We start from the raw sequence: 19,097 nt of genomic DNA, 5'->3' as shown, positions 1-19,097 counted from the left end.
GTCACACTAGAGTTTCGCGTGTGGACGGAATGAGCGTGCCCGCGGAACTCGCGCTGCTGCTGGAGACCTGGCCCCGCCCGGAACAGGACGAGCAGGCGTTTCCCTTCGTCACCGTCGACGAGGACGGGTTTCCGCACGTCATGTTGTTGTGCACGGCGGAACTGCTCGCCACCAACGACCGGAGTGCGCTGCTCGTCGCGGTTGCCAGTGCCAACGGGCGGGCCAACCTCGCGCGGAACGGCGTCGCGACCCTGATCGCCGCCGACGGGGCCGCCGCGCACTACGCCAAGCTCCGGGTGCACGACACGGAGGAGTACGAGCACTTCACCGTCTACGTCTGCCATCTCGCGCACTACAAGCGTGACTCCCTCGGCATCCCCTTGCGGCCCATGGACTTCCACGCCACCAAGGAGGTCGCCGAGAACGAGCGGTGGGCCACCACCCGCGCCGCGCTCACCAACCGCTGCCAGGAGAACGGCTAGTGGAGCTGCCCGACGACCTCCCGGTCGAGCGGCGTGACGCCGTCCGGCTCGTGGTGGTCGACGAGGGCGGGCACGTCCTGCTGTTCCGGACCCGCAGCGTCACCCGCCCCGAGCTGGGCCTGTGGTGGGAGCTGCCGGGCGGCGGCGTCGACCCCGGCGAGTCCTACCTGGACACCGCCCACCGCGAGCTGCGCGAGGAGACGGGCCTGGTCCCGCTGCGTGTCGGACCGCCGACCTGGCGGCGCACGGCCACCTTCCTGGTCAGGGAGAACCGCCGGATCCAGGACGAGGTCGTGGTACTGGTCGACGTGGCGGGTGTCGAACCCGCGGTCGACGTCAGCGCCCAGCTCGACTACGAACGCGCCTCGTACCTCGGCCTCCGCTGGTGGCCACGCGACGAGCTGCTCGCGACCACGCAACGCTGCTACCCTGGCCGGCTACCGGAGCTGCTGCCCGCGCTCCTCGCGGGCGAGCCGGTCGACGAACCCTTCGAGGTGTGGTCCTGACATGGACATCCGCGTTTATCACACGGCCGACCTGCCACCGGCGACCCTGGCCGGGATCCGGGCACTGCTGGACGCCGCGTTCGACGGTGACTTCGACGACGAGGACTGGGACCACGCCCTCGGCGGCATGCACGCCACCGCCTGGCACGACGGCACGCTGGTCGGCCACGCTTCGGTGGTGCGGCGCCAGTTCCGCCTCGACGAGCGGCCGCTGCGGGTCGGCTACATCGAGGCCGTCGCCGTGCGGGCCGACCACCGCCGCCGCGGCGTGGGCGGCGCGCTGATGGCACCACTGGAGCGGATCATCCGCGACGCCTACGACCTGGGTGCGTTGAGCAGCTCCCACCTGGCCGTCCCGTTCTACGAGGGCCGCGGCTGGCAACGACTGCGGGGCCCGTCATGGGCGATGACTCCCGACGGCCTCGTGCGCACCGAGGACGACGACGACGGCATCTTCGTGCTCGCGGACGCCCCCGTGAACAGCGAAGCCGGCCTCGCCTGTGACTGGCGGGCCGGCGACGTCTGGTGACGCTCAGCGGCGGTCCTCGTCATCGTCTCCGGGGATCTGCTGGTGCTGCTCGTGCACGTCGGTCGGGTCGGCCTCGATCGCGTCACCGGTCACGAGCGGGTCGTCGTCCGGGACCGCGTTCAGGTGCTGTTCGAGCAGATCCGCCTCGTCGGCGGTGGGATCGGGGTCCATGAGGGCCTCCAGGGGGTCCGACTGCTCGCTCCAGTGCAGCAGCCCGATGGTCATCGTCAGGGCACGTCGCACGGTGTCCAGCCCCGTCCGCCGGTCCACGCCGCGCACGGCCAGGTCCAGCTGGAACAACGCGTCGTCGGGACTGCCGTTCAGCTCGGCGAGCATCGCGCGGATGGTCGCCCGCACCGGCGGGTCCAGCTCGTCGATGCCGACCTTGTCGTTGGCGTCGTCGCGCAGGTCCACCGCGAACGCCGCGTTGCCGTAGAGGCGTCCCGCGCTGCTGCGCACCGCCGCCGTGGCCACGTTGATGAGCTCCGCGACCACCTCGCGGACGTACGGCCGCAGTTCGTCGCCTGGGTGGTCGACCACGGTCTCCAGCGTCTCGGTCAGGCCGTCCGAGTCGGCGTCGAGTACACAGTGGACCAGCTGGTGAGCGGTGGCCTGGGCCTCCGGGTCGTCGCTCCGCATCGTTGGTTCTCCCTCAGGAAGTCGGGACATCGTCGGAATGCCCAGGCACGTGATCGGCCAAACATGGCGGTGGCGGCCGGGTCCGCGCGACCCGGCCGCCACCGCGGCACGTCTGACCTCGTCTACCAGCGGTACCAGCGACCAGTGCCCCCGCCCGCGGGCCGCCGGATCACGAACCCGAGCAGCCACAGGACCAACAGCACGCCGGCGACGATCCACAGCGCCTTCACCGCGAAGCCGACGCCGAACAGCACCAGGACGAGCAGCAGAACGAGAACAAGAGGAAGCATTACCGCGCCTTTCTCTCTTCGGATGTGCCCCGGCCACTGATCTACCCCCCACACCATCCGGTAAACGCGTGCGAAGCTCGGTTTCTCCCGCTCGGGCCCCGGGTACCCGTACCGCCTGACTACCTGACAGAACGAGGGTGCGTGTGCCATGGACAGCAGTCTTGTTGCCTATCTCGTCATCGGCGTCGTGCTGGTCCTGATCGACGGGCAGTTCATCTACCGCAACGGCAGGCGGTTCCTGCAGGAGGCCGCCCCGAAGGCGTCGGCGGAGTCGCTGACGAAGCTCGTTTCCGTGCTGTTCCACCTCGGCACACTCGGCGTGCTGGCGTTGATCTCCGTGATCGACGTGCCGACGGACAACCCCACCAAGGGTGTGGTGGTGCGGCTCGGGATCATCCTGCTGGTCCTCGGTGTCGCACACTGGATCGCGGTGTCGACGCTGGCGCGGATCCGCGACCGCGAGGGGTACGAGAACGTCACCATGGAGCGGGAGGCGCGCAGGCAGGCCAACGACGCGGCCGTCCGGGCACAGGGCACGGTCATCCCGGAGCAGGCCCAGAACCCGCTCTACAACGGGGAGAGCGCGACCTCCGTGGTCAACCGCCAGAACCAGCAGCGATAGGCGCGTCGAACAACGCGCTGACCGACTCGCCGTCGTGGATGCGGCGTACGGCCTCGGCCAGCGCGGGCGCGATGGAGAGCACGGTCAGCTTGTCGGAGCGCTCCGCGATCGGCACGGTGTTGGTGCAGACGATCTCGGCGACGTCGGGCCGTCCGCCGATCCGGCCGAGCGCGCCGTCGGCGAACAGGCCGTGGGTGCACGCGACCCGCACGGAACGCACACCGCGGTCGGCGAGCTTGGACAGCAGCTCCACGACCGTGCTGCCGCGGGCGATCTCGTCGTCGAGCACGATCACGTCGCGGTCGCTCACGTCGCCGATGATCGAGGTGATCTCCACCCGGTCGTCGGCGAAGCGCTGTTTGGCCCCCGCCGCGACCGGCACGCCGAGCAGCCGCGCGAAGTGCGAGGCTTCCTTGGCGTTGCCCAGGTCCGGGGACACGACGATCGTGTTGGACAGGTCGTAGCGCCGGAAGTAGGCGGCCAGCTCCCGCAACGCGTGCAGGTGGTCGACCGGGACGCTGAAGAAACCGTGCACCTGCGGGGAATGCAGGGTCATCGTGAGCACCCGGCTCGCGCCCGCGGCGACGAGCAGGTCCGCGACCAGGCGGCCCCCGATCGAGATGCGGGGCGCGTCCTTCTTGTCGGACCTGGCGTAGGCGTAGTGCGGCATCACGACGGTGGTGCGCGCGGCCGACGCGCCGCGGGCCGCGTCGATCATGAGGAGCAGCTCGACCAGGTTCTCCTGCACCGGCTTGGCGAGCGGCTGGATGAGGTAGACGTCGCGCTCGCGGCAGTTCGCCTGGAGCTGGACCTCGAGGCAGTCGTTGGCGAACCTGGTGACGCGGACGGGCAGCAGCGGCACCTCGAGGTGCTCGCAGATCTCCGCCGCCAGCTCCGGATGGGCACTGCCGCTGAAGACGGCGATCTCCCGCACGACCACTCCCCTGTTCGGCGTTCCCGGCGTGCCGAGCCTAACGGCGCGCCACCGCGGTCCGCGTGAGCGGTGGCGGGAGTGTCGGTGGCGTGGTCCACAATGTCCGGCGTGGGTGTGCCCGATCGTCAGTTCCTGAGCATGGTCGAGAAGCTGGCCGAGGTCACGGCGGCGAAGGCGCGTGACTACACGTCCTACAGCGTGTGCGGCAAGCGCTTCGGCTACTACTGGCCCCGCACGAGGACCGTGGGGCTGAAGCAGACGCTGTCGGAGCAGCTGGCGCTGGTGTCCGAGCGGCCGGACGTGTTCGAGGTCCAGTTCACGGCGGGCGGCTTCGGCTGGGTGGTGGTCCACCTGCGCAGGATCGAGCTGGACGAGCTGACCGAGCTGGTCTACGAGGCGTGGCGGCTCTCAGCGCCGGACGACCTGGTGGCCGCGCACCCGCTCACGTCACAGTAGGCCGTTGTCGCGGGCGTAGATGGCGGCCTGGGTGCGGTCGCGTAGGCCGAGGCGCCCGAGGATGCGGGAGACGTGGTTCTTGACCGTGCCCTCGCTGAGGTAGAGACGCGCGGCGATCTCGCGGTTGGTGGCGCCCGAGGCGACCATGCGCAGGACGTCGGTCTCCCGGCCGGTCAGGGCGTCGGTGCTCTGGTGGGACAGTGCGGCGGTGACCCGCAGGGTGGCGGCCCGGTCGAGCTGGGTGACGCCCGCGTTGGCGAGCCGCACGGCCTCGGCCAGCTCGGCCGCGGGCAGGTCCTTGAGGAGGTAGCCCGCCGCGCCGGCACGCAGTGCCTGGAGGACGTACTCCTCGTCGTCGAAGGTCGTGAGCATCACGACCCGGCAGTCCGGTGCCCGTCCGCGCAGCACGGCGACGGCGTCGACCCCGTCCATCTCGGGCATGCGCACGTCCATGAGCACGACGTCCGGGGTGAGCGCGATGGCCTGTTCGACGGCCTCCCTGCCGTTCGCGGCCGTCCCGACGACGTCGATGCCCGGCTGGAGGTCGAGCAGCGACGCGATGCCCTCGCGCACCAGCCGCTGGTCGTCGACGACGAGCACACGCACGCTGCCTTCGCTCATGGGGGAAGTATCGCGGGCACGGTCACGACGACCCTCGTGCCCGCGCCCGGTGTGCTGTCGACGGTCGCGGTGCCGCCCAGCAACGCGGCACGTTCCCGCAGGCCGAGCAACCCGAAGCCGTCACGCGGTGTCGTGACGTCGAAGCCGATCCCGTCGTCGGTGACCACCAACCGGGTGCCGTGGGCACCGAACGTGACGGTGATGCCTACCGTCGCGGCCCGTCCGTGCCGCCGGGCGTTGGTGACGGCCTCCTGGGCGGCGCGGTAGAGCGCGGTGGCGGTGGCCTGGTCGGTGCCGCGTTCCTCGCCGTCGACGTGCAGGTCCACCCCGTCGGCGGCGAGCCCGGCGAGTGCGTCGACGAGCCGTGCCGGCTCGGCCCGCAGGGCTCCGACGGAGGCCCGCACGTCCTCGAGTGCGCGGCCGACCGAGGTCCTGGCGTCCGCCAACGCCTGCCGGGCGACCCCCGCGTCGCGCTCGGCGAAGGCGGCGGCCTTCTCCAGCTGGATGGACACGGCGGTGAGGTGGTGCCCGAGGCTGTCGTGGAGATCCCTCGCCATGCGGCTGCGTTCGGCGGCGGCGGACAGCTCGGCGACCCGCGAGGCGGCCCGCCGCTCCCGCAGCGCGACGTCCGCCATCGCGAGGGCGAGCACCAGGCCCATGCTGAACATGAGCACGTCGGAGACGTGGTCGGCGTCCCGGTACCAGCCAGGCACCCGCACGGCGAACCCGCCGACGAGCAGCGCGAGCGCCACCCCGCCGAGCACCACGCCGACGCGGCGCCCGAAGGCCAGGTAGGCGGCGAAGGGCACGAGCACGAACAGCACCCGCGACAGCCCGGACTCGTCGAACGCCACCACGACGACGAACAACGCGAGCCGCACCCCCAGCAGCCAGACCTCCCACCGAGGTGCCCGCCACGCCACGACCTCGACCACGAACAGCATCGCCATCCCCGCGAGGAACCCGGTCAACCGCAGGGGATCGCCCCCACCGAGCCCGCCGACCACGAAGTAGAGCCCGGCCAGCAGCACGATCCCGTACACGGCGCCGAACACCCAGGGCACGATCCGCGTCACGCCAGGAGCGTACGTCGTCCGCCGCCGCCCGCACCGAAGTCCGGCCGGAGGGCACGTGCCGTCCGGCCACGCGACCCCGGCCTCGCGGCACTGTCGCCGCGGCCGTACCCCTCTCTACCGTTCCGGACACCAACCACGTTGTCCCCCAGGGAGATCCGGAATGACAGCCGAGCTGAGCAGGTGGAGCGGCGTGGCGGCAGGCGTGTGCGTCGCCGCCCCAGCGGTGGTGGAGGCGTTCACCGGCGAGACGGCGGCGACGAGCCTCGTGATCGCCCTGTCCCCCGCGCTGGCCGTCCCGCTGCTGGTGTTGCTGCACCTCCGTCAGAAGGCGCTGTCCGGCCCCTTCGGCGAACTCGCCTACACGGTCAACGCGATCGGCCTCGGCCTGTTCGGCGGCGCCGCCTTCACCCTGAACACGACCCTGTTCTACCTCGACGACGAGGTGGTGACGGACCTGCTGGCAGGCCCGACGAAGTACGCCCTGCTGGGCAGTGCGCTGGTGTTCGCGGTCGGCGCGATCCTGTTCGGCACGTCGATGCTGAGAACGCGGCTCCACCCCAGGGTTGCGGCGACGGCGTACCTGGTCGCCTTCCCGGTCCTGGCCCTCGCCGCGCGACTGCCCGACACCCCGCTCACGAGCGTGGTCCACCTGGTGGCGGGCACGTCCCTGGTCTGGCTCGCGCTCGCGCTGCCCGCCGCACCCGGCACGTCCACATCGGACGCGGTCAGCGTGCCGCCAGGTACTGCTCCGCGATCGTCAGGTCGTGCGGGTACGTGATCTTGATATTGTGCTGGTCGCCGCGCACGCAGCGGACGGGCACCGCCGAGAAGCGTTCCATGCACGACGCCGTGTCGGTGCCGGTGAAGTCCTCCCGGGCCGCCCGTTCGTAGACGTCGACCAGCGGCCGTGCCAGGAAACCCTGTGGGGTCTGGGCTCTCACCGCCCCGTCGAGGGCCGGTCCGGTGATCGTGTCCGCCGCCACGGTGACGATGTCGTCGGCCGGGATGCCGGGGACGGCTCCGCCGTGGACCCGCGTCGCGTGGAGGACCTTCGCGATCAGGGTCGGGCTCACCAGGGGTCTGGCCGCGTCGTGGAGGAGGATCGCGTCCACCGCGCCGTCGTCGACCCTGCCCGCCAGGTGGCGCAGCGCTTGCAGCTCCGAGTCCTGGCGGCTGTCGCCGCCGTGGACGACCTCCACCTCGGTGTCCGGCAGCTCGTGGTCCAGCACCCGGTCGACCAGCTCGCGGTCCTCGGGGCGGGCCACCAGGACCACCACGCCGATCCCCGGGGCCTGGCCGAACGCCTCCAGTGACCACGACACCAGGCAGCGACCGGCCAGCGGCAGGTACGCCTTGTTCATCCCGGCACCCATCCGGGTGCCCGAGCCGCCCGCCAGCACCACGCCGGCCGCGTACGGTGTCCGCCCTCGCGCCATCGCCCTGGGAGTCAGCCGGGCCAGATCTGGCGGGCGGCGGTCAGCGCGGCGGCCTGGTAGGGCGGCAGCAGGCTCCCCTCGACCACCACCTCGAGGGCCCACTTCTCCTGCAGCACGACCCACAGCCGTGAGGTCAGCGCCGAGTACGCGCCCAGTTCGTCGGTCCCCGGCGCCACCTGCAGCACGTAGAGCCACGTCGCGCCGTCCCTGGCGCCCGGCAGCGGCTCCCGCCACACCCTGCGCAGGCGGCGGCCGCCGTGACGCGGGGCGTCGGTCGACAGGACCACGTCCGCGCGGGACGGGTCGGGAGCCGATGGCGGGGCCGTCGGGCTGAAGCGGTAGGTGAGCGGCGGCACCGAGTCGATGACCGCCACGTCATCGAGGTCCGGGTTGTCGGGTTCCTCCAGCGACGCGCGGATCAGCTCCTGCTCCTCGCGGGTGATCCCCACGCCCTCGAAGGCCAGCCCGAGCAGTAGCGCGGACTCCGCCAGCTCCGACTCGCCGCCGGAGTAGTGGTCGCGGGCGGCACCCAGCGTGTCGTCCGACAGGCGCCCGGCCAGCAGGGCACACACGGTCGACGCCGTCGCGTAGGTCTGCACATCCATGCCGCTCGAATCCTCCCGGTTCGCGTTGGGACGACATTACCCGGCGAACGCGGACACCGACGTCAGCCGGGCAGGGACGCGTCGTAGGCGGCGCGGACGCGGTCCAGGAACACGTCGACGACCCCGTCGCCGATCCTGACCACACCCTCGACGCGGTTCTCGCCGGGAACGGAGTGGAGCTGGAGCGCCTGGGCCTGCGACGCGTCCATGCGGTCGCGCGCCGCCGCGGCCCGGTGGGCGTCGCCCGCGTCGATGGCGGCCAGGCCACGCGACGACGCACCCGCCCACGGGGAGGTCGCGGCCAGCAGTTGGCGGCGTCGTCCCGCAAGCCCGCGTCGGGCACCGACGCACGGACCGACCCCGTGCACTGAAGGACGCCTTCAGTACGCCCAGCGTTACGAAGGCTCCCTTCAGTACGCCCGGGCCACGGCGGTCACGAGCCGTCCTCGGCACGCATGCCGTAGGCGTCGTAGCTGAACTCCCCCGTGGCCCAACGCCTGCGCAGGCCGTCCTCCTTGGCGAGCCGCTCCCGCACGGCGAGCGCCACACTGTCCACTTCGGACTGTCGGACGCACGTGGCGCCGTCGTCGTCGAGGACGAGGACGTCGCCGGGCGTGATCTCGGTGTCGCCGATGGTCACCGCGACGTCGACCTGGCCCCGGATGTCCTTGGTGGCGCCGGTCGAACGCCGCCACCTGCTCCAGACCGGCATGGACAGCTTCGCGAGGTCCGCGCTGTCCCGCACGGCCGCGTTGACGAGCACCCCGGCGGCGCCCGCGGTCAGCGCCTGGGTGGCGAGCAGGTCGCCGAACAACGCGACGGGCGCGGCGACGGGCATGGTCAGCACGAGGATCTCCCCCGGCCGCAGGTGCGTCATGATCTCGTGCACTGCCCGGTTGTCGCCCTGACCGCACAGGGCGATCCGCGCGGGCCCGGCCACCCTGCTGCCTGGCCGGAGAGGCACGAGGTCGACGTCGAGCAGCCCGCGCCTGCCGCAGGCCTCGTAGACCGTGGCGACCCCGGCCTCCGCGAACTCGCCGTAGATCATGCGTGACGCCCCCTTGCGTACAGGATGTGCGCCTGGATTGTTGACAATCTTGTCGTGGCCGTCAAGTGCCGGTCACGGCAGCGTGCGCACCGACGACTGGTCGACCTCACGCAGCGCCGCTATCACGCTGCGCAGGTGTGCGCGGGCCGCCTCCTCGGCGCCCGCCGCGTCGTGGGCACAGATCGCGTCGATGATGGCCAGGTGCTCCGGCAGCGACCTGCTCGGCCGGCCGGGGTGCATGGCGAGCCTGAACTGGTGCCGCACGCTCTGTGCCCGCAGGCGTTCGAGGACGTCCTGCGCGGTCCGCTGGCCGCTGACCTCCCGGACCAGCCGGTGCAGCTCCTGGTTGAGGCGCGAGTAGCCGAGGACGTCGCCGTGGGACACGGCCGTGCGCATGGCCCTGCCGATCGCCTTGAGCTGCTTGGCCTGCTCGCGGGTGACGTGCTCGGCGGCCTTGGCCGCGCAGAGGCCCTCGACGGCCATCCGGACCTCCGAGATCTCGACGGCCTCCGCGAGCGACACCGCGCGCACGCGTGCGCCCCGGTTCTGCACCCGCTCGACGAGACCCTCGTTGGCCAGCTCGACCAGCGCGGACCGCACGGCGGCCCGGCTCGCGCCGAACTGCTCGGAGAGGTCGGCCTCGACGAGCCGCTGGTTGGGCACGAAGTCACCACGCACGATGGCGTCACGGATCTCGGCCACGACCGCCCTGGCCGTGTTCTCGTTCACTGTCACGCACTACCCCTGGTTTCAACCATTATTGTCACCAATTTTGGTGCTGTCGCAGTGTAGCGTCCGAACGGTGACTCTGACGGTGGCGGTGCTCGGGCTGGGCGAGGCGGGTGGCGCCATCGCGCGTGATCTCGTCGAGGCGGGCGCGGTGGTCCGGGCGTACGACCCGGCGGTACCCGCGGCGGCCGGGATGGTGCCGTGTGCGGACGAGGCGGACGCCGCGACCGACGCCGACCTGGTGTTGAGCGTGAACAGCGCGACGGCGGCCGCCGAGGCACTGCGGACGGGTGCGGCGACGGCGAGGGTGTGGGCCGACCTGAACACGGGATCGCCAGGACTGAAGCGCCGGCTGTCGGAGCTCGCCGGGGAGCGGGGGGTGGCGTTCGCGGACGTCGCGATCATGGCGCCGGTGCCCGGTCGTGGGCTGCGCACGCCGATGCTCGCGACCGGCCCGGCGGCGACGCGGGTGGCCGGGCTGCTCAACCCGTTGGGGGCGAGGGTGGACACCATGGCCGGGCCGCCGGGGTTGGCAGCCGAGCGGAAGCTTCTGCGGAGCGTGTTCTTCAAGGGGCTGGCGGCCGCTGTCGTGGAGGCGCTGGCGGCCGGGCGCGCGGCGGGGTGCGAGGAGTGGTTGCGTGCCAACATCACCGAGGAGCTGACCCGGGCGGGAGAGTCTACTGTGGACCGTCTGGTGACCGGCACGCACCAGCACGCGGTGCGTCGCGCCGACGAGATGGCCGCGGCCACGGACATGCTCACCGAACTCGGCGTCGCGCCGACGATCACCTCGGCCACCCGCGACTTCCTGACGAGGCTGGCGAACCCGGACTGAGGTCCGTCCTCGCACGGCGGAAACGCACTGAAGGCGTCCTTCATAACACCGACCGAGCGCACTGAAGGACGCCTTCGTTACACCGGGCGTTACGAAGGCGTCCTTCGTTACACCGGGCGTTACGAAGGCGTCCTTCGTTACACCGGGCGTTGGGAAGGCGCCCTTCGTTACACCGGGCGTTGGGAAGGCGCCCTTCGTTACACCGGGCGTTGGGAAGGCGCCCTTCAGTGCGCTGGGCCGGGGGCGTGACGGGCGGGTCAGCGGTGGGTTGGGTTCAGCAGGTGCGCGCCGGGACCTCGTTCTGCCAACCTGTCGGCCGGGTTGACCAGTGCGCACTCGGTGAAGGACAGGCACCCGCACCCGATGCACGCCGTGAAGCGGTCCCGCATGCGTGACAGCTTGGCGATGCGCTCGTCGATGGCCTCCTGCCAGCAGTGGGACGCACGCTCCCAGAACTCCTTGGTCGGCGGCGTGTCCTCGGGAAGGAACCCGAGCACCTCGCCGATCAGCGCGAGCGGGATCCCGACATTCTGCGACGCACGGACGAACGCGACCCGCCGCAGTGTCGTGCGGTGGTAACGCCGCTGGTTGCCGGTGGTCCGGCGACTGTGGATGAGCCCCTCCCGCTCGTAGAACCGCAGCGCGGAGGTCGGCACGCCACTGCGTGCGGACAGCTCACCGATGGTCAGTTCCGCCGATATGTCGGTCATCACCCGAGGCTAGCTTGACTTGAACCTTTGTTGAAGTTCGACGCTGGACCCATGACGATCCTCGTAACCGGCGCGACCGGCAACATCGGCAGACACGTCGTGACCGGGCTCCGCGAGCGTGGCGCGACCGTGCGGGCCATGTCCCGCTCCTCCGGCCACGGCACCACCGCGGGCGACCTGACCAGGCCCGACACCCTCCACGACGCGCTGTCCGATGTGGACTCGGTCTTCCTGCTCTGGCCCTTCCTGTCCGCCGAGGGCATCGACGAGGTCCTCCGCGTCATCGCCCGGCACGCCCGCCGGGTGGTGTACGTGTCGGCCCTCAGCGCGGAACACGGCGGCGTGTGGAGCGACGTCGAGGCCGCGATCCGCCGCTCGGGCCTGGAGTGGACGTTCCTGCGCCCCGGCGGCTTCGCCACGAACACCCTCGAGTGGGTTCCCGCGATCCGCGCGGGCCGGCCCGCGCGCCTGCCCTACCCGGAGGCCGGGCGCTCGCTCGTCCACGAACGCGACATCGCCGACATCGCCGTGCTGGCGCTCACCGAGGACGGCCACGTCGGTGAGACCTACGCGCTGACCGGCCCCGAGGTGCTCACCCAGGCCGAGCAGGTGCGGATTCTCGGCGAGGCGGCAGGCAGGCGGGCGACCGTCGAGGAGCTGACACCCGACGAGGCCCGCGCGGACCTGCTGGCCTGGGCGAGCGAGGAGTTCGCCGACTCCGCGCTCGCCTACTGGCAGACCCTCGTCGACCACCCGGAACCGGTGATCGGCACCTACGAGAAGCTGACCGGCCGCCCGTCCCGCACGTTCACGCGGTGGGCCCACGACCACGCGGGCGACCTCGGGCGGCTGTCCCCGGCGGAGGTCGCCGACCGGTACGTCACCGCGTTCCGCACCGGCACGCTCGACCAGGCGCTCGAGCTGTTCGCACCGGACGCCGTGCGGGTCGCGCCACTCGAGCACGGTGGCGAGCACGTCGAGCTGCGTGGTGTCGGGGCGATCCTGGCCAACGCCGAGCGGATCGACCACGACCTGGAGATCCGCGACGTGACGGTCGACGGGCCCTACCCGCACGGCGACCGGTTCGCCGTGCGGTTCACCTTCGACCACACGCACGTGCCGACCGGCAGCCGGTCGAGCGTCACCAAGATGTCGCTCTACACGGTGACGAACGGCGCGATCACCCGCGAGGAGGTCTTCTACCTCGACTCGCCTGCGGGCTGACCGTCCTGCTCCTCCTCGACCTGGCGATTCCAGTCGCGCTTGGTCGCCTGCCAGCGGTCCTCGTCGTGCCCGAGGCGCCAGTAGCCGGAGATGGACACCCGCTCCCGGGGTAGGCCGCGCTCCCTGAGCAGGAGCCTGCGCAGCTCCTTGACGAAGCCGGCCTCGCCGTGGACGAACGCCTGCGCCTCGCCCGGCGGGAACTCCAGGTCGGTGACGGCTCGCACGAGTGCCTCGCCGACGCGGGCGCCGCCCCGGTGCAGCCACGTGACGGTGGCCTCGCCGGGGCTCTCCAGCTTCTGCTCCTCGTCGGGGCCGTCGACCTCGACGAACACGAACGCGCGGGCACCCGCCGGCAGCCGCTCGACCGACGCGGCGATGGCCGGGATGGCGCTCTCGTCGCCCGCGAGCAGGTGCCAGTCCGCGTCGGCGGACGGGGCGTAGCCGCCGCCCGGGCCGGCGAACCGCAGCTCGTCACCCGGCCGCACACGCATGGCCCACGGCCCGGCGACGCCCTCGTCGCCGTGGAGGACCACGTCGACGGTCAGCTCGCGGAGGTGGGCGTCCCACCGGCGGACCGTGTACGTGCGGGTGCGTGGCCACTGCTCGCGCGGCAGCTCCTCGCGGATGCGCTGGAGGTCGAACGGCTCGGGGTAGGTGACGCCCTCGACGGGGAACTGCAGCTTCACGTAGTGGTCGGTGTAGTCGCCCGCGGTGAACTCCGCGAGGCCGTCGCCCCCGAACACGATCCGCGTCATGTGCGGGGTGAGCCGCTCGACGCGGTGTACCTGCGCGAGCGTGAGGCTGGGGCTCCGGCGTGCCGGACGTTCTGGCATGGACGTTCCTCGGATGTCAGGGGCGTTCTCCCCGACACGGTACGCCGCGCCGGGGTGAGCGGTTGCGCACGTAAACGTATGCGGGTTCTTCGGGTATCCGGCCACGCTCCCAGCGCACCGCTGGATACTCTTCCGGTCGGAGTGACGAAACGCAGGGAGAACATGGACGACCGCGTCTTGAACCCGGACGACGCCAGGCAGCGGCTGGAGGCGTGGAAGGGCCGGATCGACAAGCTGGCCGCCGACACGCAGGCCATGAGCGACCGGTTCCAGCAGCTACAGGTGACCAGGCGGGACCGCGACGGCATGACCGAGGTCACCGTCGACTCCTCCGGGTCGCTCGTCGGGCTGAAGCTCACCCGCGAGATCGACCGGTCCGCGCCGGACGTCATCGCGGCGACGATCATGAGCACGATCCGCGAGGCCAAGGCCGAGCTCGCCGAGCGGACGCAGGAGATCGTCGAGGAGACCATCGGCACCGACTCGCCCGCGGGCCGTGCGATCGCGGAGCGGGTCGGCGACCAGCTGCGTGGCACCCGCGACGACGAGTCGGTGGAGGTCGAGCAACCCGAGGACGAGAGCGTGGAACCACTTCGCTCCGACGACCGTCCGACCCATCGTGTCCGAGGTGACGACGATGACGACGACAACGAGCTGAACCTGTGGCGGTGAACAGTGGCCGACAGCTACACGGTTGACCCGCAGCAGCTCCGTACGCACGCGGACAACCTCGAGACCCTCAAACAGCGCTTCGCCGCGGTCAAGGCCGCGAGCGCGCACATCGCGCAGGACGACCAGGCGTACGGCCTGCTCTGCGGGTGGATCTCCGGCGTCCTGGAGGGACGCCACAGCAGGCAGGACGAGCTGGTCGCCTACGTCGAGGAGAACCTGGGCATGGTCGCGCAGAACCTGCGCGACAGCGCCGACGAGTACAACGCCACGGACACCACGGCGGCCGACACGATGACCCAGATCCAGCAGGAACTGCCGGGAGCGCAGCGATGACCGACGGCTCCCTCGTCGCGCCGGTCCAGTCGTCGCGGCAGGCGTGGACCGGGTCCAGTCTCGGCGACAGCATCGAGGGCCTGGTCCAGTCCATCAAGAGCGAGAACTGGGTCGACGGCGTGCTGGCGGGCGCGGGCCTCGGCGTCGAGGTCGCGGCGACGGTCATGGACCCCATCAGCGCGCTGCTGGCCAACGGCCTCGGCTGGGCCATGGAGTACTTCCAGCCGCTGCGGGAGATGCTCGACGAGCTCACCGGCAAGCCGGACGTGGTCACCTCGCACGCCGCGACCTGGAACAACATCGCGACCGAGCTGAACAGCATCGCCACCGACCTCCAGACCCACCTGCAGGACGACCTGCCGGGCTGGACCGGAGCCGCCTCGGACTCCTACCAGAAGCTGATGGCCAACAACACCGACGCCATCGGGGGTCTGTCCGCCACGGCGGCGGCGATGGCGGTGGCCACGGAGGGCGCAGGTGGCCTGGTGTCGTTCACCAGGGACATCGTGCGCGACCTCATCGCCGACCTCGTGGCCCGTGTGATCGTCTGGGCGGCGGAGGCCATCTTCGTGGTCACGATCCCGGTGATCGCCTCGCAGATCGTGGCCGCGATCGTCAAGTGGGTGGGCCGCATCCTGACCTACACGGGCGCGTTGATCACCAGCCTGACCAACCTCACCAAGCTTCTCAACGACTAGGCAGGACATTGACGCCCAAACCCAAGGGACCGCACGGCGGCGGCCACTCCGAAGGGGGTGACGGCAGCACCGGCAAACCGCACGACGGGACCGGCTCCGGCGGCGACGGGTCGACGTCCGGCAAACCGTCGACGGTGCACGGTGGCATCGACGCGAGCAAGGGCATGACCAGCGCGATGGACGCCACCGGCAAGGCGGCGGAGGCCGGGCGTCCGCCGAGCCCGACCGCCGGTGGGTCGAGCACCACCACCCCGGCCGCCAAGCCGCCGCCGAAGGGCTACCCGCCCGCGCCGACCACCCCGCCGAAGAACACCGACATCGCGCACACCCCGGAGTCCGAGACACACATCATCACGGGCGACGGTGGTCGGCAGGGCGGTCACCTCGCGGGCACCGGGTTCTCGAAGAAGACCGAGTTCCCGAAGAGCTGGGACAAGGCCAAGATCCTCGACGCCGCGCACCAGGTCACCCAGTCCGGTCCGCCGTCGAAGGGCCCGTACCCGACCAAGGACGCCAACGGCGACCCGGCGTGGGCCTACGACTACACCGGCGTCGTCGACGGCGTCACGGTCAAGACGACGGTCCTCGCCAACGGCGAGATCCGCACCGCGTACCCGCCCAACGGCGCGGACCCGGGCGTGATCACCAACCCGCCCGCCCCGAACCCGGCCCCGAAGGGCATCCCGATGAGCAACCCGCCGCACTACAGCAACCCGGACGCCGGCGGCGACGGCAGCTGGACGTGGGAAGGGCCGAAGGGGGACAAGGTCATCAGGGTCGTGCAGGACGCGTCGGGCAACGTCACCACCACTGACATCACGCCACCCAAGCCGAAGAAGTAGTGACCGGAATGGATGTCCAGACCTACGCCACGGTCACGGCCGTGTGCGCCCGGCTGGCCGGGCGGCTGTCCGACGAGACGCTGGGCGCGGTGCGGGGGCACTTCGCCGGCGGCGAGCCGGAGCTGGCCGAGTCCGCACTGCTGCTGGGGCTGGCGTACGAGGGCGTCGGCGTGACGCGTGAGGAGCACGAGCTGATCCGGTCGGTTCTGGAGGACCCGGACAGCTCGGACCTGGCGGCGGTCCGGGTCGTCGAGTCGGAGCCCGCGCCGGCCTACCGCTTCGGCCCGTCCGGGCCGGTGGGCGGACCGGATCCGGCGGCGGCCGATCGGGTGCTGTCGGCGGAGGTGCCCAGGCACGGCGGCCGGCGGTTGCGCCGTGCCTGGCGGGAGCCGCTGCCCGGTGCGCCGGAGGCGAACGGGTCCGGCTGGGTTTACGTGGCGCAGGTGGAGTCGGGGACGGACGAGCTGCTGGCGTACTCGGGTCTCAGCTCGCGGCTGTGGGTGGACCTGCGGTCGAGGTGGCCGGTCGAGGTGGTGGTCGAGGGCGGGCCGCTACCCCGGTACCAGGCCGCCGTGCTGACTGCCGCGCACGAGGTGTGGCGCGCCTAGCGGCCGGGCTGCGCACGCCCGACGAACACCCGCGTTGACAACCCCGCCGGGACCGGTGATCGTCGGCAGGTGTGAAGCTCCTGTCGTACTGGCTGGACACCGCGACCCCGGCCGGTGACTTCCGTCGGCGGGAGCTGCCCGCGCGGGCGGACGTCGTGGTCGTCGGCGCCGGCCTGACCGGGCTCTCGACCGCCCTGCACCTGGCCCGCGCTGGTGTCGACGTGGCTCTGCTCGAGGCGAACACGGTCGGCTGGGGTGCGTCCGGACGCAACGGTGGCATGGCCACGCCCGGTCTCGCCGTCGGGTTCCCCTCGGCCGTGCACCGCTACGGGGCGACCCGTGCCGTGGCGATGTTCCGGGCCTACAACGACGCCATCGACACCGTCGAGGACCTCGTCGCGGCCGAGGAGATCGACTGCTCGTTCGAGCGGCCCGGCCGACTGTCCCTCGCCGCCAAACCCGGTCACTACGCGGCGTTCGAACGTGCGGCCGAGCTGATGCGCTCCCTCGCGGGCCAGGACGTCACGCTCGTGCCGAGGTCCGCCCTGCACGAGGAGATCGGCAGCGACCACTACCACGGCGCGATGGTCGACCCGCTGGGTGCGGCCGTCCACGTCGGACGGCTGACCGCCGGGCTCGCCCGCGCCGCGGTGAGGCGCGGGGTGTCGATCCACGAGCGGTGCCGGGTGGTCGAGCTGGCCGGACGCGACGTGCGCACCGACCTCGGCACCGTCCGCGCCGGGCGCGTCGTGGTGGCCACGAGTGGTTACACCGGCGCGCTGACGCCGTGGCTGCGGCGGCGGATCGTGCCGGTCGGCAGCTTCGTGGTGGTCACCGAGCCGCTCGACGGGACGACGGTGGCCGGCCTGTTGCCGAACCGTCGTGTCGCGTCGGACAGCAGGCGGCTCCTGCACTACTTCCGGATCACGCCCGACAACCGGCTGCTGTTCGGCGGCCGGGCGCGGTTCGCCCTGTCGGACCGGGACTCCGACCTGCGCAGCGGGCGGATCCTGCTGCGTGACCTGACGACGGTGTTCCCCCAGCTGTCCGGCGTGCGTGTCGACTACTGCTGGGGCGGGCTCGTCGACATGACGCTCGACCGCATGGTCCACGCGGGCGAGCGCGACGGGATCCACTACTCCGTCGGCTACAGCGGCCACGGCGTGCAGATGGCCACCCACATGGGCAAGGTGATGGCCCAGGTGCTCACCGGCGACGTGAGCGCCAACATCTGGCGGGACCTTCCGTTCCGCGCGGTGCCGGGGCACTTCGGCACGCCGTGGTTCCTCCCGGCGGCCGGCGCGTTCTACCGGTTCCTCCACGCGGTGAGCTGACTCGGGACCACTTTGTCCTTGTATCGTCCACGATCAGTCCGTTCCTCGTCCATGCCCGTGACGCATCCTTGAGGTCGGTCCGGCCGCCGGGGAACGGGAGGCATGGTGTCCGGTAGGGCATTCGTCAACTTCCGCCTCGGCGACGCCGAGAACACGGCGGAGCTGATCGACCAGAAACTGTGCCGGGTGCTCGGTGTGGACCGGGTGTTCCGGTCGAGCCGCGCGATGCACGGCGGCACCCCGTTCCCGCCGACGCTGGCGGCGGAGGCGGCAGGCTGCGCGGTGATGCTCGTCGTCGTCGGACACCACTGGCTGACCGGCCACCGCATCGACGACCCCGACGACTGGGTCCGCGCGGAGATCGCGCACGCGCTGCGGGAGGACCGCCCGGTCATCCAGGTCCTCACCACCGGCCGCGGCCCGCTCGCCGCCGCCGACCTCCCGGCGCCGATCGCGGCCCTCGCCGACCGGCCGCACCTGGACTTCCACCCCGGTGACGCAGGCCTGGACCGCCTGGTCCGGGAGGTTCGCCGGTACGTCGCGCAACCGTCCGGCTCGCTGTTCCTGACCACCCTCCCGCCCTCGGCCCGCTCCCCCGGCATCCGCCTCGGCACGACCGAGATCGACGGCACCCTCCACGGCGACAGCATCGTGTTCGGTCCCTACGCCGGATCGATCAGCTTCCGCCTCGCCATGCGCTACCGTCGGCTCGACACGATCGTCGCCGCCCTGCCCGCCACCTCGGCACGCGACGTCCTGTTCACGGTCACCGGCGACGGCCGCACCCTCGCGCAGTCCTCCGTCACCCCCGGCGACCCGCTGCCCCTGACGGTCGACGTGACCGACGTGCTGACGCTCACCCTCGCCGCGCACCGCCCCGACAGCGGCCAACCGGACCTGGCGTGGGCGAGCCCGGTGGTGCACCCATGACCGAGCGCATGACGGCCATCACCCCGGCGAGCTTCCCGACGCCGCACTTCGCCCTGCACACCAACGACGAGACGGAGGTCGCGCGGATCCGGGAGTTCGCGCACG

General features: G+C 71.7%; 27 protein-coding genes. 15 read left to right on the top strand and 12 right to left on the bottom strand.

Translation table 11 applies throughout. The features are described from left to right. Positions 1–20 precede the first annotated feature (20 nt). Genes CLV71_RS00545 through CLV71_RS00535 form a run of 3 tightly spaced genes read left to right on the top strand, consistent with a single transcriptional unit; the run spans position 21 to position 1,517 of the window. Positions 21–482, top strand: coding sequence for a hypothetical protein (locus CLV71_RS00545; protein WP_133900561.1), 462 nt, complete (start codon positions 21–23; stop codon positions 480–482). Further along, complete coding sequence (locus CLV71_RS00540) at positions 482–988, top strand: NUDIX domain-containing protein (RefSeq protein WP_133900560.1); 507 nt, start codon at positions 482–484, stop codon at positions 986–988. The genes CLV71_RS00545 and CLV71_RS00540 overlap by 1 nt, the downstream gene beginning before the upstream one ends. Position 989: 1 nt before the next feature. Next, entirely contained in the window at positions 990–1,517 is a 528-nt protein-coding gene (locus CLV71_RS00535) for a GNAT family N-acetyltransferase (protein WP_133900559.1), read from the top strand. 3 nt (positions 1,518–1,520) lie between these two features. Here the strand turns inward: CLV71_RS00535 and CLV71_RS00530 are convergent, their stop codons facing one another. Together CLV71_RS00530 and CLV71_RS00525 are read right to left on the bottom strand one after the other, a co-directional pair. Further along, entirely contained in the window at positions 1,521–2,156 is a 636-nt protein-coding gene (locus CLV71_RS00530; protein ID WP_133900558.1) for a hypothetical protein, read from the bottom strand. Between the two features lie 122 nt (positions 2,157–2,278). Next, positions 2,279–2,446 (bottom strand): hydrophobic protein, encoded by a 168-nt coding sequence (locus CLV71_RS00525; RefSeq protein WP_133900557.1) that lies wholly within the window; start codon positions 2,444–2,446, stop codon positions 2,279–2,281. A 148-nt stretch (positions 2,447–2,594) separates the two neighbouring features. On the opposite strand from CLV71_RS00525, the gene CLV71_RS00520 reads away from it, so the two are divergent. Continuing rightward, the gene (locus CLV71_RS00520; protein ID WP_133900556.1) at positions 2,595–3,068 is read left to right on the top strand and encodes a hypothetical protein; all 474 of its coding nucleotides are present in this window, start codon (positions 2,595–2,597) and stop codon (positions 3,066–3,068) included. On the opposite strand, the gene CLV71_RS00515 is transcribed toward CLV71_RS00520, so the two are convergent. Next, positions 3,043–4,002 (bottom strand): ribose-phosphate diphosphokinase, encoded by a 960-nt coding sequence (locus CLV71_RS00515; protein WP_133900555.1) that lies wholly within the window; start codon positions 4,000–4,002, stop codon positions 3,043–3,045. The two genes, CLV71_RS00520 and CLV71_RS00515, sit on opposite strands and share 26 nt — an antisense overlap. Before the next feature lie 99 nt (positions 4,003–4,101). Between CLV71_RS00515 and CLV71_RS00510 the strand changes: the two genes are divergently transcribed. Beyond that, the gene (locus CLV71_RS00510; protein ID WP_208297363.1) at positions 4,102–4,458 is read left to right on the top strand and encodes an MmcQ/YjbR family DNA-binding protein; all 357 of its coding nucleotides are present in this window, start codon (positions 4,102–4,104) and stop codon (positions 4,456–4,458) included. On the opposite strand, the gene CLV71_RS00505 is transcribed toward CLV71_RS00510, so the two are convergent. Then, the gene (locus CLV71_RS00505; protein ID WP_133900553.1) at positions 4,450–5,079 is read right to left on the bottom strand and encodes a response regulator; all 630 of its coding nucleotides are present in this window, start codon (positions 5,077–5,079) and stop codon (positions 4,450–4,452) included. The genes CLV71_RS00510 and CLV71_RS00505 overlap by 9 nt on opposite strands. After that, positions 5,076–6,155, bottom strand: coding sequence for a sensor histidine kinase (locus CLV71_RS00500; RefSeq protein ID WP_133900552.1), 1,080 nt, complete (start codon positions 6,153–6,155; stop codon positions 5,076–5,078). The genes CLV71_RS00505 and CLV71_RS00500 overlap by 4 nt, the downstream gene beginning before the upstream one ends. 160 nt (positions 6,156–6,315) lie before the next feature. On the opposite strand from CLV71_RS00500, the gene CLV71_RS00495 reads away from it, so the two are divergent. Beyond that, positions 6,316–6,933, top strand: a complete 618-nt coding sequence (locus tag CLV71_RS00495) for a hypothetical protein (protein ID WP_208297317.1) — start codon at positions 6,316–6,318, stop codon at positions 6,931–6,933. Here CLV71_RS00495 and CLV71_RS00490 read toward each other — a convergent pair. The 5 genes from CLV71_RS00490 to CLV71_RS00470 all read right to left on the bottom strand — a co-directional run bounded on the left by CLV71_RS00490 (position 6,881) and on the right by CLV71_RS00470 (position 9,979). Next, on the bottom strand, positions 6,881–7,591 hold the full coding sequence (locus CLV71_RS00490; RefSeq protein WP_133900551.1) for an IspD/TarI family cytidylyltransferase: 711 nt from the start codon (positions 7,589–7,591) through the stop codon (positions 6,881–6,883). The two genes, CLV71_RS00495 and CLV71_RS00490, sit on opposite strands and share 53 nt — an antisense overlap. An 11-nt stretch (positions 7,592–7,602) precedes the next feature. Next, positions 7,603–8,196: a hypothetical protein gene (locus CLV71_RS00485; RefSeq protein ID WP_133900550.1), complete on the bottom strand. Its 594-nt coding sequence runs from the start codon at positions 8,194–8,196 to the stop codon at positions 7,603–7,605. Positions 8,197–8,258: 62 nt separating this feature from the next. Then, positions 8,259–8,564: a hypothetical protein gene (locus CLV71_RS00480; protein ID WP_166663855.1), complete on the bottom strand. Its 306-nt coding sequence runs from the start codon at positions 8,562–8,564 to the stop codon at positions 8,259–8,261. A gap of 65 nt (positions 8,565–8,629) precedes the next feature. Further along, positions 8,630–9,244: an RraA family protein gene (locus tag CLV71_RS00475; RefSeq protein ID WP_133900548.1), complete on the bottom strand. Its 615-nt coding sequence runs from the start codon at positions 9,242–9,244 to the stop codon at positions 8,630–8,632. Between the two features lie 72 nt (positions 9,245–9,316). Further along, positions 9,317–9,979, bottom strand: a complete 663-nt coding sequence (locus CLV71_RS00470) for a GntR family transcriptional regulator (RefSeq protein WP_243866116.1) — start codon at positions 9,977–9,979, stop codon at positions 9,317–9,319. Positions 9,980–10,046: 67 nt separating this feature from the next. Between CLV71_RS00470 and CLV71_RS00465 the strand changes: the two genes are divergently transcribed. Further along, a complete protein-coding gene (locus CLV71_RS00465) occupies positions 10,047–10,808 on the top strand; it encodes an NAD(P)-dependent oxidoreductase (RefSeq protein WP_243866115.1) in 762 nt (253 codons plus the stop codon). Positions 10,809–11,065: 257 nt separating this feature from the next. Here the strand turns inward: CLV71_RS00465 and soxR are convergent, their stop codons facing one another. Further along, positions 11,066–11,518 (bottom strand): redox-sensitive transcriptional activator SoxR, encoded by a 453-nt coding sequence (soxR, locus tag CLV71_RS00460; protein ID WP_133900546.1) that lies wholly within the window; start codon positions 11,516–11,518, stop codon positions 11,066–11,068. 51 nt (positions 11,519–11,569) lie between these two features. On the opposite strand from soxR, the gene CLV71_RS00455 reads away from it, so the two are divergent. Beyond that, positions 11,570–12,742 carry a nuclear transport factor 2 family protein gene (locus CLV71_RS00455; RefSeq protein WP_133900545.1) on the top strand — a complete coding sequence of 391 codons (1,173 nt, stop codon included), beginning with the start codon at positions 11,570–11,572 and terminating at the stop codon, positions 12,740–12,742. On the opposite strand, the gene CLV71_RS00450 is transcribed toward CLV71_RS00455, so the two are convergent. Next, positions 12,718–13,575 (bottom strand): siderophore-interacting protein, encoded by an 858-nt coding sequence (locus tag CLV71_RS00450; RefSeq protein ID WP_133900544.1) that lies wholly within the window; start codon positions 13,573–13,575, stop codon positions 12,718–12,720. The two genes, CLV71_RS00455 and CLV71_RS00450, sit on opposite strands and share 25 nt — an antisense overlap. 162 nt (positions 13,576–13,737) lie before the next feature. Between CLV71_RS00450 and CLV71_RS00445 the strand changes: the two genes are divergently transcribed. From CLV71_RS00445 to CLV71_RS00415, 7 genes are all read left to right on the top strand, one after another. Next, a complete protein-coding gene (locus CLV71_RS00445) occupies positions 13,738–14,247 on the top strand; it encodes a YbaB/EbfC family nucleoid-associated protein (protein WP_133900543.1) in 510 nt (169 codons plus the stop codon). Between the two features lie 3 nt (positions 14,248–14,250). Then, entirely contained in the window at positions 14,251–14,580 is a 330-nt protein-coding gene (locus tag CLV71_RS00440) for a type VII secretion target (protein ID WP_133900542.1), read from the top strand. Beyond that, positions 14,577–15,278 carry a WXG100 family type VII secretion target gene (locus CLV71_RS00435; protein WP_133900541.1) on the top strand — a complete coding sequence of 234 codons (702 nt, stop codon included), beginning with the start codon at positions 14,577–14,579 and terminating at the stop codon, positions 15,276–15,278. The genes CLV71_RS00440 and CLV71_RS00435 overlap by 4 nt, the downstream gene beginning before the upstream one ends. An 8-nt stretch (positions 15,279–15,286) precedes the next feature. Further along, positions 15,287–16,120 carry an EndoU domain-containing protein gene (locus tag CLV71_RS00430; protein WP_133900540.1) on the top strand — a complete coding sequence of 278 codons (834 nt, stop codon included), beginning with the start codon at positions 15,287–15,289 and terminating at the stop codon, positions 16,118–16,120. A gap of 8 nt (positions 16,121–16,128) precedes the next feature. After that, the gene (locus tag CLV71_RS00425; protein WP_133900539.1) at positions 16,129–16,728 is read left to right on the top strand and encodes a hypothetical protein; all 600 of its coding nucleotides are present in this window, start codon (positions 16,129–16,131) and stop codon (positions 16,726–16,728) included. Between the two features lie 71 nt (positions 16,729–16,799). Beyond that, a complete protein-coding gene (locus tag CLV71_RS00420; RefSeq protein WP_133900538.1) occupies positions 16,800–18,062 on the top strand; it encodes an NAD(P)/FAD-dependent oxidoreductase in 1,263 nt (420 codons plus the stop codon). A 102-nt stretch (positions 18,063–18,164) separates the two neighbouring features. Then, a complete protein-coding gene (locus tag CLV71_RS00415) occupies positions 18,165–18,992 on the top strand; it encodes an NPCBM/NEW2 domain-containing protein (protein WP_133900537.1) in 828 nt (275 codons plus the stop codon). The last annotated feature ends 105 nt before the right edge of the window (positions 18,993–19,097 follow it).

It is taken from the genome of Actinophytocola oryzae (genome assembly GCF_004364325.1).
GTDB classification, from domain to species: domain Bacteria; phylum Actinomycetota; class Actinomycetes; order Mycobacteriales; family Pseudonocardiaceae; genus Actinophytocola; species Actinophytocola oryzae.
The sequence above is the reverse complement of the archived record's forward strand: the minus strand, read 5'-3'. Positions and strand labels throughout refer to the sequence as shown.